Raw genomic sequence first — 13,468 nt, 5'->3', positions numbered from 1 at the left:
GGTGTAGTGCACCCCGATTTTGAGACAGAAAAAATGGTAACAGTTCTCCGTTAGGAGGACTGATGAGGACGGACGATCCTGGGCGGCGGTTCAGTCGCGCGTTCAAGTTGACGGCGGTTCAGCGAATGGCTGCCGGGGCCAATGTCAGCAAGCTGTCACGCGAGTTGGGGATTTCCCGCAAAGGCCTGTATCAGTGGCAAAAGCAGTTCCGCACGGGCGGAGCGGCGGCGCTGCGCGAAGTCGGGCGCCCGAGACGCGGCGCGGCAACAGGCCATGAGCAAAAGGGAGGCGACGCGCTGCAGTCTTCGTCGAGCGACGAGCTTTCGAAGGCCCTGGCGCGGATTGCGGAATTGGAGCGGCTTGTCGGACAGCAAGCGGTCGATCTCGATTTTTTTCAACAAGCCTTGCAGCACGTCGGGAAAGCGCGCCAGCAGAGCGGCGCGCCTGGCGGGACGGCATCTACACGGTCATCGAAGCGATGATGGCGTCCGGGCTGCAAGGCCAGATCAGTGTGGAACGGATGTGCCGGCTGGCTGGGGTGAGCCGCGCGGGCTACTACCGCCATTGGCAGGCGATGGCGCCGCGCAGGGAGGAAGTGGGCCTGCGCGACGCCATCCAGCGCCTGGCGCTCGCCAACCCGCATTACGGCTATCGCAGAATTGGCGTGCTTTTGAGCCGGGAAGGCCGGCTGGCCAATCACAAGCGCGTGCTGCGGCTGATGCGGGAGGACAATCTGCTGTGTCTGCGCAAAGCGCCCTTCGTGCCGATGACAACCGACACCAGGCATGACTGGTGCATCGTGCCCAACCTGGCCCGAGGCCTTCAACTGACCGACATCGACCAGCTCTGGGTGGCCGACATCACCTACGTCCATCTCGCCGAGGAGTTCGCATTCCTGGCGATCGTCCTGGACGCCTTCAGCCGCAAGGTCATCGGCTGGGCGATTGCGACCCACCTGAAAGCGGAACTTGCCATTGCGGCGCTCGACAAGGCGATTGCGGCACGTCGGCCGGCACCGGGAAGTGTCATTCACCATAGCGATCGCGGCGTCCAATACGCCTGCGCTGACTACGCGGCACGACTTGCAAGCCACGACATCCAGCCGAGCATGAGCCGGATCGGCAATCCTTATGACAATGCCAAGGCCGAAAGATTCATGAGGACCCTGAAGGAAGAGGAGGTGGATGGCCAAGCCTATCGCGACATAGACGATGCAACGACAAGGATCGGCGAGTTCATCGAGGTGGTCTACAACAGGCAGCGCCTGCACTCTGCCCTCGACTATCTCTCGCCGGACGCATACGAGACCAGTCTCATGCAACTACGGCAAAAGACACCAAACGCAATCCACAACAAGGAGAACTGTTACTGATTACTGTCTCACCGAAGGGGTGCAGTCCAATGGGTAACACTTTTGGCTTTTTGCCGGAGGTGTTGATGCCGTGGAAAGAGTGTTCGGTGATGGAGGAACGTCTTCGTTTCGTGGCTCGCCTTCTCGACGGGGAAGGTATGAGCGATGTGTGCCGGGAGTTCGGGATTTCGCGCAAGACCGGCTACAAGATCTTCAACCGCTACAAGGATGAGGGCCTGGAGGCGCTCACCGACCGTTCGCGGCGGCCGGTGCGCTATGCCAACCAGCTTCCCGACCAGATCGAGCGGCTGATCGTGGAGAGCAAGCGGGAGAAGCCGCACTGGGGCGCCAGGAAGATACGCGAGCTGCTGGTGCGCAAGCTCGCCGGCGACGTACGCGTCCCGGCCAGGAGCACCGTTCACGCCGTGCTCGACCGCCACGGCCTTGTGAGCCAAGCCCGCAAGAGGAACCGGGCGAACAAGGCCGTGGGCACGCAACTGTCCCAGGCGGTTATGCCCAACGATCTGTGGTGCGCCGACTTCAAGGGCGAGTTCAAGCTCGGCAACCGCCAATACTGTTACCCGCTGACGGTCACCGACCAGGCTTCGCGTTACCTGCTTGCCTGCGAAGCCCTTGAATCGACAAAGGAGGTTCCGGTCCTCGAGGCTTTCGTCCGGCTCTTCAAGGAACGCGGCCTGCCCGTCGCCATCAGAAGCGACAATGGCCTGCCCTTCGCCAGCCCCAACGGCCTTTACAACCTCTCGAAGCTATCGGTCTTTTGGCTCAGGCTCGGTATTCAAATCGAGCGCATCAGGCCCGGTCACCCGCAGCAGAACGGCCGCCATGAGCGCATGCACCGCACCCTGAAGCAGGAGACCACGCGGCCGCCGGGCATGAACGCCCTCCAGCAGCAGGCCCGGTTCGATGCTTTCATGAGCGAATTCAACGACGAGAGGCCCCCACGAGGCGATCCAAATGAAAGTGCCAGCCGAGCTCTACAAAGCTTCTTCAAGAGCCTATCAAGGCCTCCCCGAGCTGGAATACCCCTTCCATGACAAGGACATTCTCGTCACCGCCTGCGGCCGCATCTGCATGCACAGGAAGAAGATAAACGTCTCGACCGTGCTCGCCGGCCAGAGGCTCGGAATCACCGAAGTCGACGACGGCATTTGGCTCGTCAGCTTCATGCACTATGATCTGGGATATATCGACTTGGAACAAAGGACCTTGCAGACCATCGACAACCCGTTCGGCACGAGGTTGTCACCCATGTCTTAGGTACAAACTGTTACCAATGTCTCCGGGCCGTACATTCGTGAAATGGTGAGCGCGCAGGGATTCGAACCCTGGACCTACTGATTAAAAGTCAGTTGCTCTACCGGCTGAGCTACGCGCTCCCGCGGGCTCAAAGTGCCGCCCTCGAAATTGCGCGGAACATAGGGAGAGTGCCTCGACCGGTCAACCGGAAAAAGAGCGCGCGCAAGCCGGGCTTTTCCATGCTCTCGCAGCGCCTCGCGCATTGGTTCGGCAAAGGGCGGAGTGGCCTTTGGCAAGACGAGTTCAACGCTGACATTTCGTCGAGGCCGGGCGGGAGAACATTTGAGAGAAACGTTACAAATCAGCAGCTTGCTATTTTTCGCGGAACAATTGCGTCGCCTGCTCGTTTTCGTCCCTACAAGGGACAGCCCTTTTCAAGGAGAAGATCATGAACAGGATCATGTCGGGCTTGGTGGCGACCGCGCTGTCAGCGTCATTCGCTGTCGCGGATATCGTGCCTGTCAACGCCCAGCCCACCTACGTGCCGCTAGGTCAGGGTGTCTCGTCGGATATCCAGACCGTCGACCACAGGCGGTGGAGGCGTAGTTTCAACCGCGATCGCGATTTTTCCCGTAGCGATGTTCGTCGTAGTTTCTCGCGTAACGACGGCATGTATTGGCGCGGCCATCGCGGCTATCGCCATTACCGTCGCGGCTATCGCCGTCACGGCGACTACTGGTTCCCACTGGCTGCCTTCGCCACCGGCGCGCTGATTACCGGCGCGATCATCAACAACCAGGGCCGTCGCGTCTATCGAGGCGATTCCCACACGGAGTGGTGCTACAACCGCTACAGATCCTACCGGGCCTATGACAATACGTATCAGCCTTACAACGGCCCGCGGCGGCAGTGCAATTCGCCGTATGGATAAAGCCCGGCAGAGTTGATTAAGGGTTGTTGAAGGCCCGCGCCGGCAACGGCGCGGGTTTTTCTTCTGGGCGACGAAAGTCGGTGTGGCCGCCATGGTGCCGGTGGGGAGGCGGGCATTGGGTTCAGTTTGCCCAACTGATGTTTTTGAAGATCAGATATAGGCCTCCGCCTTCGCCACGCGGCGAGCGATAGGCGCCAAGGGCGTTGCAAATTCGAACCATTGCCCCGGCCAGTTCCCAAATCGAGCGCTTCCAGGTCATTGCTCATATCCGTCACATAAGGTTGAGCCAGTTCGTCAATGGCGTTCTCCTCTCCGAAGGATCGGACCAGCTTTGCGTCGGCTGAGGAGCTCGCCAGGCCAGTTCGAATTTGCCCAGGCCCACAGCCAATTGCTGGCCTTGGCGATCGTACTGCCCGCAATCTGGATCTCGGTGACGACCTTGACGACCCCTCCTCTGAGAACAGAAGCTTTCCAGCCTTCAGGTGGTAGTCATAACGGGGCCAGCTTCCGAGGCGGAAATCATTCTGCAAGCGCGCATTCTTGGCGTTCAGCTGTTCGGAAGCCTCCTCGCGCCAAGCAGTATACCAGTCTGGATTCATTCCCCTTCGCCCCAGCATGATCTTCCCGTTGCCCGCTATTGCATACTCAACGTCCTGCGCACGGCATCGCGCCAACCCGCCAGCTTGGCGGAACGTACTGTAGCGTTCATATCCGGCTTGAACCGCCGCTCGAGCGCCCAGCTCTTGGCGAAGTCACTTGCCTTCGGCCAGACGCCCGCTTTTGAGCCAGCCAGCCAAGCCGCGCCGAGCGCGGTCGTCTCGAGGATCGTTGGGCGGTCGACCGGCGCATCGAGGATGTCGGCAAGCCGCTGCATCGTCCAGTCCGAGGCCACCATGCCACCATCGACCCTGAGAACGGTCTTCGCTGATGCCCCCTTCCAATCCTTGCGCATGGCGTCGAGCAGGTCGCGCGTCTGGAAAGCCACGGATTCGAGTGCTGCGCGCGCAAATTCCGCCGGACCCGAATTGCGGGTCAGCCCGAAGATGGCGCCCCGCGCCTCGGCGTCCCAGTGCGGCGCGCCAAGCCCGACGAAAGCCGGCACCAGATAAACGTCTTGAGCCGGGTCGGCGCTCGCCGCCAGCACGCCGCTGTGCTCGGCCTTGCCGATCACCTTGATGCCGTCGCGCAGCCACTGCACGGCGGCGCCCGCGATGAAGATCGACCCTTCCAGGGCATAGGTGGTCTTGCCGTTCAGCCTGTAGGCGATGGTCGTCAACAATCGGTTTTTCGAACGTACCAGATCGCTGCCGGTGTTGAGCAGCGCGAAGCAGCCGGTGCCATAGGTGGACTTCATCATACCCGGTTCGAAACAGGCCTGGCCGATGGTCGCGGCGTGCTGGTCACCGGCCACGCCAAGGATTCTTATCTCCGAGCCAAATAGGGTTTTCTCCGTGATTCCATAGTCGTCGGCACAATCCTTCACCTGCGGCAGCATTCTTGCCGGTATGTTCAGGATCGCCAGCAGCTCGTCGTCCCAGGCATTGTTTTCGATATTGTAGACCAGCGTGCGCGAGGCGTTGGTTGCGTCGGTGGCATGAACCTTGCCGCCGGTCAGCCGCCAGATCAAAAAGCTGTCGATGGTGCCGGCCAGCAACTCGCCCTTCTCCGCGCGCTTTCTGGCGCCCTTCACCTTGTCCAGCATCCAGGCGATCTTGGTCCCGGAGAAATAAGGATCGAGCAGCAGGCCGGTCTTTCGGGTGAATTTCTTCTCCAGCCCCTGCTTCTTCAATTTCTGGCACAGCGATGCGGTACGCCGGTCCTGCCAGACAATCGCGTTGTGGATCGGCTTGCCGGTCGCTTTGTCCCAGATGACGACGGTCTCGCGCTGGTTGGTGATGCCGATCGCCGCGATATCCGATGCGCCGCAGCCAGTCGCCTTCAGCGCAGCCTTCACCGTCGCCATGACGGTCGACCAGATTTCTTCCGGATCATGCTCGACCCAGCCGGAGGCCGGATAATGCTGGGTGAATTCCTTCTGCCCGCTGCCCACGACCTTCATCTCACGGTTGAACACGATCGCCCGGCTCGATGTCGTCCCCTGGTCGATTGCAAGGATAAAGCTGCCCATTCCCACTCCCTTGGCCTACTCCTTCGGCGCAAACAGGGGAGACGGCAAGATGCCGCCTCCCCCGATTTATGTGATGCGGGCGCGGACGCCCGACCGATGCTTAGTTGCTCCAGCTCTTGACCAGCTCGTCGTAGTTGATGGTCTGCGCCTTATCCTTCTCCGGCTCGATCTTCAGCTGCGGCGCGAGGTTGCCCTTGGCGACGGCGTCGGCGTTCCACTCTTCGAGGGTCTTTTCCTCGGCCATCTTGGGGCCGATATCGCCCTGCACGCCGGCGCGCTCGAGGCGCTCAAGCACCTTTTCCTGCTCGGCGCAGAGCGAGTCCATCGCTTCCTGCGGGGTTTTGGCACCCGACGAGGCATCGCCGATCGCCTGCCACCAAAGCTGTGCCAGCTTCGGATAGTCAGGAACGTTGGTACCCGTCGGTGACCACTGAACGCGGGCCGGCGAGCGGTAGAATTCGATCAGGCCGCCGAGCTTCGGGGCGCGATCCGTGAAGCTCTTGTGCTGGATCGTGCTCTCGCGGATCAACGTCAGGCCGACGTGGCTTTTCTTCACGTCGACTGTCTTCGAGGTGACGAACTGCGCGTAGAGCCAGGCTGCCTTGGCGCGGTCGTCAGGCGTCGACTTGAGGAGCGTCCACGAACCCACGTCCTGGTATCCGAGCTTCATGCCGTCCTTCCAGTAAACGCCATGCGGCGACGGAGCGAAGCGCCATTTCGGCGTACCGTCCTCGTTCACGACCGGAAGGCCGTCCTTCACCATGTCGGCGGTGAAGGCCGTGTACATGAACATCTGCTGGGCAATTTCGCCCTGAGCCGGAACCGGCCCGGACTCCGAGAAGGTCATGCCCTGGGCCGCTGCCGGAGCATAAGCCTTCATCCAGTCGAGATATTTCTGGATGGAGTAGACCGCCGCCGGACCATTGGTGTCGCCGCCCCGAGCCACGCACGAGCCGACGGGCCGCGACTTCTCGTCGACCTTGATGCCCCATTCATCGACCGGAAGACCGTTCGGCAGCCCTTTATCGCCATTGCCGGCCATCGAAAGCCAGGCATCGGTGAAGCGCCAGCCGAGCGACGGGTCCTTCTTGCCGTAGTCCATATGGCCGTAGACCTTCTTGCCGTCGATCTCGCGGCCGGTGAAGAATTCGGCGATGTCCTCATAAGCCGACCAGTTGACCGGCACGCCAAGGTCGTAGCCGTACTTCGCCTTGAAGTCCGCCTTGTTCTTTTCGTCGTTGAACCAGTCGTAGCGGAACCAGTAGAGGTTCGCGAACTGCTGGTCGGGCAGCTGGTAGAGATCGCCGTCCGGAGCCGTCGTGAACTTGGTGCCGATGAAGTCGGCGAGGTCGAGGTTCGGATTGGTGACGTCCTTGCCCTCGTTGGCCATCCAGTCGGTCAGGCTGCGCGCCTGCTGGTAGCGCCAATGGGTGCCGATCAGATCGGAGTCGTTGACATAGGCGTCGTAGATGTTTTCGCCCGACTGCATCTGCGTCTGCAGCTTTTCGACGACGTCGCCTTCGCCGATCAGGTCGTGAGTGATCTTGATGCCCGTTATGTCGGCGAAAGCCTTGGCCAGTGTCTTCGACTCATATTCGTGCGTCGTGATGGTTTCCGAGACGACCTTGATGTCCATGCCAGCAAAGGGTTTTGCGGCATCGATAAACCATTGCATCTCGGCTTCCTGGGCGGCCCGATCGAGCGTCGACATGTCGCCGATCTCGCTGTCCAGGAAAGCTTTAGCCTCGTCCATTCCGGCATAGGCGTTGCCTGCCCCGAGCAACAGGACAAGCGCTGTCGTTGATGTCAAAAATTGCCGTCTCATGTGTTTCCTCCACTGTTCAGTTTTAAGTTCGATCGGAGCAGCCGCCGGCACGCGGCCGCTCCAACGGTTCCCCCCTCTATACGTAGCGGAACACGCCGATAGCGTAGACCACGGAGAGAGCGAGTGCCCACCACAGGTTGGGTCCGACTAGACCCAGCCAAGCGAGATGGATAAAGGCGCTGCCAAGCAGCGATAGGAAGAGACGGTCGCCGCGCGTCGTCTCGAAGCGCAGCACGCCAACCCGGGGATTGCCGCCTGGCGAGACGTACTCCCAGATCGCCATGCCGCCGAGCAGCATCAGGATCGTTATGAAAAAGAGTGCCGTCGGCAGCGTCCATGCCATCCAGGTGAGGTTCATGGTCACACCCTCCCCAGGGCAAAGCCCTTGGCGATATAGTTGCGTACGAACCAGATCACGAGTGCGCCCGGAAGGATGGTCAGCACGCCGGCCGCGGCCAGCACGCCCCAGTCGAGCCCGGAGGCCGAGACCGTGCGTGTCATGATCGCTGCGATCGGCTTGGCGGCGGTCGTGGTCAGCGTGCGGGCGATCAGCAGTTCGACCCAAGAGAACATGAAGCAGAAAAAGCAGGCCACACCTACACCGCTGGCGATCAGCGGCATGAATATCCTGAGGAAGAAGCGCGGGAAGGAATAGCCGTCGATATAGGCGGTCTCGTCGATTTCCTTTGGCACGCCCGACATGAAGCCTTCAAGAATCCAGACCGCCAGCGGCACGTTGAACAGGCAGTGCGCCAGCGCCACGGCGATGTGCGTGTCGATCAGCCCGAACGCCGAATAGAGCTGGAAGAACGGCAGCGCGAACACCGCCGGCGGCGCCATCCGGTTGGTCAAGAGCCAGAAGAACAGATGCTTGTCGCCGAGGAAGCGGTAGCGCGAGAAGGCATAGGCTGCCGGAAGAGCCACGGCGACGGAAATCACCGTGTTCATAACCACATAAATGATCGAGTTGATGTAGCCCTTGTACCAGGACGGATCGGTGAAGATCACCATGTAGTTGGCAATCGTGGGGTTTCTCGGCCATAGCGAGAAGGCGCCCAGGATCTCCTGGTTGGTCTTGAAGCTCATATTGACCAGCCAATAGATCGGCAGCATCAGGAAGATGATGTAGATCGTCGGCACCAGCCACCAGAACCGCGACTCCTCGCCCCGCCGCCGCATCTTGCGGGCCAGCGTGGCGTTCGCCGCCTGCGCTTCCGCGGTAGCCGGGCTTTGCCGCATCAGCGCTCTTCCGTCGGCCGTGCTTTCCTCGAGGCGCGCCATCTCACCGCTCCGCGTCGTAGGCTGTCATGACGGTGTAGAACACCCAGGACAGGAGCATGATGATCAAGAAGTAGACGATCGACATGGCCGCCGCTTCACCGAGGTTGAACTCCCCGATGGCGAGCTTCACCAGATCGATCGACAGGAACGTGGTGGTGTTGCCAGGCCCGCCGCCGGTGACGACGAACGGCTCGGTGTAGATCATGAAACTGTCCATGAAGCGCAGCAGAACCGCGATCAGCAGCACGCGGTTCATCTTCGGCAGCTGGATGTAGCGGAAGATCGCCCAGCGCGAAGCCCCGTCGATCTTGGCCGCCTGGTAGTAGGCATCGGGGATCGAGACCAATCCTGCGTAGCAGAGCAGGACGACGAGGCTCGTCCAGTGCCAGACGTCCATGACGATGACGGTGACCCAGGCGTCGAATGGGTCGTTGACATAGTTGTAGTCGAAACCGAGCGCCCGCAGCGAATATCCGAGCAGGCCGATGTCGACGCGACCGAACACCTGCCAGATCGTGCCGACGACGTTCCACGGGATGAGCAGCGGCAGCGCCATCAGCACCAGACAGACCGGAACGCCCCAGCCCTTTTTCGGCATGTTGAGCGCAATGAAGATGCCAAGCGGGATCTCGATGATGAGGATGATGGCCGAAAAGACCAGGTTGCGGCCCATGGCTTCCCAAAAACGGTCGGAATGTAGGATTTCCTCGAACCACTCCGAGCCCGCCCAGAAGAAGACGTTGTTTCCAAACGTGTCCTGCACCGAGTAGTTCACGACCGTCATCAGCGGGATCACAGCCGAGAACGCGACCAGCAGGAGCACCGGCAGCACCATGAACCAGGCCTTGTTGTTCCAGGTTCTGTCCATGCTCAGCCTCCCATCTCGACACGCCAGGAATCGGCGTAGAGGTTGATGCCGGCTGGGTCGAAAGCGATCTTCGGATCAGCCGGAATGTCCTCGTCCTCGCCAACGATCGCCGCGATGTCGCGGCCTTCGAAACTGGCGCGCACCACCTTATGGCGACCGATATCCTCGACCTTGCGGATTGAAACCGGCATGCCGCTGGCGCCAAGCCTGACATATTCGGGGCGGATGCCGAGTTCGATCGCGCCTGCGGTTCCAGCCTTGGGCACGCCCGGCAATTCGATCGTCTGGCTGCCGAGCCGCGCGCTCCTGCCTTCGACCGCGACCGGCATGACGTTCATGCCCGGCGAGCCGATGAAATAGCCGACGAATGTGTGCTTGGGTCGCTCGAACAGTTCGGCGGGGGAGCCGATCTGCACGATCTCGCCCTCATACATGACGACGACGTTCTCGGCGAAGGTGAGCGCCTCGGTCTGGTCGTGCGTGACATAGACCATGGTGAAACCGAAACGCCTGTGCAACTGCTTCAGCTGCGAACGCAGCACCCACTTCATATGCGGGTCGATCACGGTCAGCGGCTCGTCGAACAGGATCGCGTTGACATCGGAGCGCACCAGCCCGCGTCCGAGCGAGATCTTCTGCTTCTGGTCGGCGGTCAGCCCCCGCGCCTTTTTCTTGGCCATATCGGCCAACCCGGTCATTTCCAGCGTTTCGCGCACCTTGCGGTCGACGTCAGGTTCCGCAACGCCGCGGTTGCGCAGCGGGAACGCCAGATTGTCGTAGACGGTCATGGTGTCGTAGATGACCGGGAATTGGAACACCTGCGCGATGTTGCGTTCCTGCGTCGACAGATTGGTCACGTCCTTGTCGTCGAACAGAAGTTCGCCATGCGACGGGTACAACAGGCCGGAAATGATGTTGAGCAGCGTAGTCTTGCCGCAGCCCGACGGCCCCAACAGCGCATAGGCGCCGCCGTCCTCGAAGGCGTGATGCACCTCCTTCAGCGCATAGTCCTTGTCCGACTTCGGATGCGGACCGTAGGCGTGGCGGATGTGGTTGCAATCGATGCGCGCCATGTGCCTCCTCCCTCAAGCCGCCAGCGTCTGTGGCGGCGCGGCCGATCGGCCGTTCGCGTCGAACACCATGATGTGCCGCGGATCGATGAACACCTCGATGGTCTGGTCCGGCTCGAACGCCAGGATGCCGTGCTCCAGCATCACCCAGCGGACATCGGCGAAGTCGAGATGCACAAAGCTTTCGGAACCGGTGATTTCGGTGACCGACACCTTGGCTCTCACCGGAACCGCCGACGGGCTCGGCCGGGTAAAAGAGAGATGGTGGGGCTGGAAGCCGATCGTGTAGCTCGTATCGGCAATACCGGCGAGTTCGGCCGGCACCGGGAGGCTCACCCCACCATCAAGAAGGAAGCTTGAACCGCTCTTCTTCAGCACAATCGTGTTGAGCGGCGGATCTGCGAACGTCTTGGCGGTGACGAGGTCGTTCGGCCTGCGGAAGACGTCGATCGTCGGGCCGAACTGGGTGATGCGCCCTTCGGAAAGCGTCGCCGTGTTGCCGCCGAGCAGCAAGGCTTCGTGCGGCTCCGTCGTGGCGTAGACGAAAATGGTGCCGGCTGCCGCGAATATCCTGGGCAGTTCCGCCCGCAACTCCTCGCGCAGCTTGTAGTCGAGGTTGGCGAGCGGCTCGTCGAGCAGCACGAGGCTGGCGTTCTTGACGATGGCGCGCGCCAGCGCCGTCCGCTGCTGCTGGCCGCCCGAGAGGCTGAGCGGCGTGCGGTCGAGAAAAGGCGTCAGCTTGAGAAGGGCGGCGGCGTTGCGCACCTCCCTGTCGACCTTTGCCTGCTCGGTGCCGGCCACTCTCAGCGGCGAGGCGATGTTCTCGTAAACGGTCATCGCCGGATAGTTGATGAACTGCTGATAGACCATGGCGACGTTGCGCTTCTGCACCGGCACGCCGGTGACATCCTTGCCATCGAACCAGACCGAGCCGGATGTCGGCACGTCGAGGCCGGCCATCAGCCGCATCAGGCTGGTTTTGCCGGAAAGCGTCGGCCCGAGCAGGACGTTGAGCGAGCCGTGCTGAAGCGTCAGCGACACGTCGCGTATATGCTCCGCCGCACCGACCGTCTTCGTCACGTTTCTCAATTCCAGCATGATGCCTCCTCCCAGGCTTTCTGCACCAGTCAGGCCCGCTATTCTGCAGCCGCGACTTGGCGTCGGCTTATCCCGCGCATGAATTCGTCCAGCGTTGCCGTCTGCTCGTGGCTCAGATGCAAACCGCGCTTGGTCCTGCGCCACAATACATCTTCGGCGGTGACAGCCCATTCGTTTTGAACGAGGTAGCGCACCTCGGCCTCATAGAGGTCGGCGCCAAAGTTGCGGCCAAGGTCGGCATTCGATCTGGCGAGGCCCAGCAGCATCCTTGCGCGCGTCCCGTAAAGCCGCGTCAGCCGGCGCGCCAGACGCGTATCGAGGAACGGATAGGCCGCTTTCAGTTTTGCCACTTCGGCGTCGAAGCCGTTCGCCGGAAAATCGCCGCCCGGAAGCGGTGCGTTTGCCGTCCAGGGCTTGCCGCGCTTGCCGAGAAACCCTTCGATCTTTTCAAGCATCGATTCAGCCAGCCGGCGGTAAGTGGTGATCTTGCCGCCAAAGGTGTTGACGATCGGTGCCATGCCCTCCCCGCCATCGGTCTTCAGCACATAATCGCGGGTCGCTTCCTGCGCCTTCGAAGCGCCGTCATCGTAGAGCGGGCGCACGGCCGAATAGGTCCAGACGATATCCGAACGCTTGACAGCCTGCGCGAAATATTCGCTCGCTGCCGCGCACAGGTAATCGATCTCGGCGTCGCTGATCTTCACGTCTTGCGGATCGCCCGGATAGTCGCGGTCGGTGGTGCCGATCAACGTGAATTCATCCTCGTAGGGAATGGCGAAAATGATGCGCCCGTCCTTGTTCTGGAAGAAATAGGCGCGCGGATCGTCGAACTTCTTGCCGACGACGATATGGCTGCCCTGCACCAGCCGGACATTGTGCACGTCGTTCAAGCCGACCGTGCTGGACAGAACCTGATCGACCCATGGACCGGCGGCGTTGACCAAAAGCCTGGCCTTGACCTCCTCGGTGTCGCCGGTCTGCACGTCTTCCAGCCTGACCTTCCAAAGCTCGCCCTCACGGCGTGCGCCGATGACCTTCATGCGCGTTCGGATCGTCGCGCCGCGATCGGCGGCGTCGCGGGCGTTCAACGCCACCAGCCGCGCATCGTTGACCCAGCCATCGGAATATTCGAAGGCCTTGCGAAACAATGGCTTCAACGGTTTACCGGCTGGGTCCTTTGCCATGTCCAGCGTCTTGGTCGCCGGCAGCAATTTGCGCCCGCCAATGTGGTCATAAAGGAAAAGGCCTAGCCTGATCAGCCAGGCCGGTCGCAAGCCCTTGGCGTAAGGCAGCACGAAGCGCATCGGCCAGATGATGTGCGGAGCATTCTTCCAGAGGATCTCGCGCTCCATCAGCGCCTCGCGCACCAGACGAAACTCGTAGAACTCGAGATAGCGCAAGCCGCCATGGATCAATTTGGTCGAGCCGGAGGACGTTCCGCTGGCCAAATCGTTCATTTCCGCAAGGAAAACCGAGAAGCCGCGCCCAACCGCGTCGCGGGCGATGCCGCAGCCGTTGATTCCGCCACCGATGACGAAGATGTCATGGATCGGGGATGATGCGCCCACGAATTTCTCCCGCGATTTCGCATTGCAGCATTTTTTGGTTTTTTCGAAACCGTAGCGGGATTATTTCGAAATCAGAACGAATGTCAAACGA

The 13,468-nt window shown here is 61.2% G+C and carries 13 protein-coding genes, 1 tRNA gene and 1 pseudogene; 4 read left to right on the top strand and 11 right to left on the bottom strand.

Translation table 11 applies throughout. From position 1 onward, the window contains the following. The first annotated feature begins 125 nt into the window (after positions 1-125). From AC0NID_RS21430 to AC0NID_RS21420, 3 genes and pseudogenes are all read left to right on the top strand, one after another. Positions 126-482 carry a helix-turn-helix domain-containing protein gene (locus AC0NID_RS21430; protein WP_474033315.1) on the top strand — a complete coding sequence of 119 codons (357 nt, stop codon included), beginning with the start codon at positions 126-128 and terminating at the stop codon, positions 480-482. Then, complete coding sequence (locus tag AC0NID_RS21425) at positions 482-1,372, top strand: IS3 family transposase (RefSeq protein ID WP_474033314.1); 891 nt, start codon at positions 482-484, stop codon at positions 1,370-1,372. The genes AC0NID_RS21430 and AC0NID_RS21425 overlap by 1 nt, the downstream gene beginning before the upstream one ends. 65 nt (positions 1,373-1,437) lie before the next feature. Continuing rightward, positions 1,438-2,629, top strand: a pseudogene (locus AC0NID_RS21420) (IS481 family transposase). Between the two features lie 43 nt (positions 2,630-2,672). Here AC0NID_RS21420 and AC0NID_RS21415 read toward each other — a convergent pair. Then, positions 2,673-2,748, bottom strand: a tRNA-Lys gene (locus AC0NID_RS21415). Between the two features lie 308 nt (positions 2,749-3,056). On the opposite strand from AC0NID_RS21415, the gene AC0NID_RS21410 reads away from it, so the two are divergent. Further along, a complete protein-coding gene (locus AC0NID_RS21410) occupies positions 3,057-3,539 on the top strand; it encodes a BA14K family protein (protein WP_473456935.1) in 483 nt (160 codons plus the stop codon). A gap of 121 nt (positions 3,540-3,660) precedes the next feature. Here the strand turns inward: AC0NID_RS21410 and AC0NID_RS21405 are convergent, their stop codons facing one another. The 10 genes from AC0NID_RS21405 to glpD all read right to left on the bottom strand — a co-directional run bounded on the left by AC0NID_RS21405 (position 3,661) and on the right by glpD (position 13,377). After that, on the bottom strand, positions 3,661-3,798 hold the full coding sequence (locus tag AC0NID_RS21405; RefSeq protein ID WP_473456933.1) for a hypothetical protein: 138 nt from the start codon (positions 3,796-3,798) through the stop codon (positions 3,661-3,663). A 35-nt stretch (positions 3,799-3,833) separates the two neighbouring features. Beyond that, positions 3,834-3,944 carry a hypothetical protein gene (locus tag AC0NID_RS21400; RefSeq protein ID WP_473456946.1) on the bottom strand — a complete coding sequence of 37 codons (111 nt, stop codon included), beginning with the start codon at positions 3,942-3,944 and terminating at the stop codon, positions 3,834-3,836. Positions 3,945-4,173: 229 nt separating this feature from the next. After that, entirely contained in the window at positions 4,174-5,667 is a 1,494-nt protein-coding gene (glpK, locus tag AC0NID_RS21395; RefSeq protein ID WP_473456931.1) for a glycerol kinase GlpK, read from the bottom strand. Positions 5,668-5,767: 100 nt separating this feature from the next. Then, positions 5,768-7,492, bottom strand: a complete 1,725-nt coding sequence (locus AC0NID_RS21390; protein WP_145712627.1) for an ABC transporter substrate-binding protein — start codon at positions 7,490-7,492, stop codon at positions 5,768-5,770. A gap of 76 nt (positions 7,493-7,568) precedes the next feature. Further along, complete coding sequence (locus AC0NID_RS21385) at positions 7,569-7,850, bottom strand: DUF2160 domain-containing protein (RefSeq protein ID WP_473456929.1); 282 nt, start codon at positions 7,848-7,850, stop codon at positions 7,569-7,571. 2 nt (positions 7,851-7,852) lie between these two features. Further along, positions 7,853-8,731: a carbohydrate ABC transporter permease gene (locus AC0NID_RS21380; protein ID WP_473456943.1), complete on the bottom strand. Its 879-nt coding sequence runs from the start codon at positions 8,729-8,731 to the stop codon at positions 7,853-7,855. Positions 8,732-8,774: 43 nt separating this feature from the next. After that, a complete protein-coding gene (locus AC0NID_RS21375; protein ID WP_473456927.1) occupies positions 8,775-9,641 on the bottom strand; it encodes a carbohydrate ABC transporter permease in 867 nt (288 codons plus the stop codon). 2 nt (positions 9,642-9,643) lie between these two features. Then, positions 9,644-10,714, bottom strand: a complete 1,071-nt coding sequence (locus AC0NID_RS21370; protein ID WP_473456925.1) for an ABC transporter ATP-binding protein — start codon at positions 10,712-10,714, stop codon at positions 9,644-9,646. A gap of 12 nt (positions 10,715-10,726) precedes the next feature. Further along, on the bottom strand, positions 10,727-11,809 hold the full coding sequence (locus AC0NID_RS21365; RefSeq protein ID WP_473456924.1) for an ABC transporter ATP-binding protein: 1,083 nt from the start codon (positions 11,807-11,809) through the stop codon (positions 10,727-10,729). A gap of 38 nt (positions 11,810-11,847) precedes the next feature. Then, the gene (gene glpD, locus AC0NID_RS21360) at positions 11,848-13,377 is read right to left on the bottom strand and encodes a glycerol-3-phosphate dehydrogenase (RefSeq protein ID WP_473456922.1); all 1,530 of its coding nucleotides are present in this window, start codon (positions 13,375-13,377) and stop codon (positions 11,848-11,850) included. Positions 13,378-13,468: the final 91 nt, after the last annotated feature.

Source organism: Mesorhizobium sp. WSM4821 (assembly GCF_055901555.1).
This window is presented reverse-complemented; position numbering and strand designations above follow the sequence as displayed.

Bases quoted from the DNA above. Each gene is read 5' to 3' on its own strand.
- AC0NID_RS21390 (WP_145712627.1), bottom strand. From the start codon at position 7,492: ATGAGACGGCAATTTTTGACATCAACGACAGCGCTTGTCCTGTTGCTC.
- AC0NID_RS21375 (WP_473456927.1), bottom strand. From the start codon at position 9,641: ATGGACAGAACCTGGAACAACAAGGCCTGGTTCATGGTGCTGCCGGTG.
- AC0NID_RS21385 (WP_473456929.1), bottom strand. From the start codon at position 7,850: ATGAACCTCACCTGGATGGCATGGACGCTGCCGACGGCACTCTTTTTC.
- AC0NID_RS21425 (WP_474033314.1), top strand. From the start codon at position 482: ATGGCGTCCGGGCTGCAAGGCCAGATCAGTGTGGAACGGATGTGCCGG.
- AC0NID_RS21405 (WP_473456933.1), bottom strand. From the start codon at position 3,798: ATGACCTGGAAGCGCTCGATTTGGGAACTGGCCGGGGCAATGGTTCGA.
- AC0NID_RS21370 (WP_473456925.1), bottom strand. From the start codon at position 10,714: ATGGCGCGCATCGATTGCAACCACATCCGCCACGCCTACGGTCCGCAT.
- AC0NID_RS21365 (WP_473456924.1), bottom strand. From the start codon at position 11,809: ATGCTGGAATTGAGAAACGTGACGAAGACGGTCGGTGCGGCGGAGCAT.
- AC0NID_RS21380 (WP_473456943.1), bottom strand. From the start codon at position 8,731: ATGCGGCAAAGCCCGGCTACCGCGGAAGCGCAGGCGGCGAACGCCACG.
- AC0NID_RS21430 (WP_474033315.1), top strand. From the start codon at position 126: ATGGCTGCCGGGGCCAATGTCAGCAAGCTGTCACGCGAGTTGGGGATT.
- AC0NID_RS21410 (WP_473456935.1), top strand. From the start codon at position 3,057: ATGAACAGGATCATGTCGGGCTTGGTGGCGACCGCGCTGTCAGCGTCA.
- glpK (WP_473456931.1), bottom strand. From the start codon at position 5,667: ATGGGCAGCTTTATCCTTGCAATCGACCAGGGGACGACATCGAGCCGG.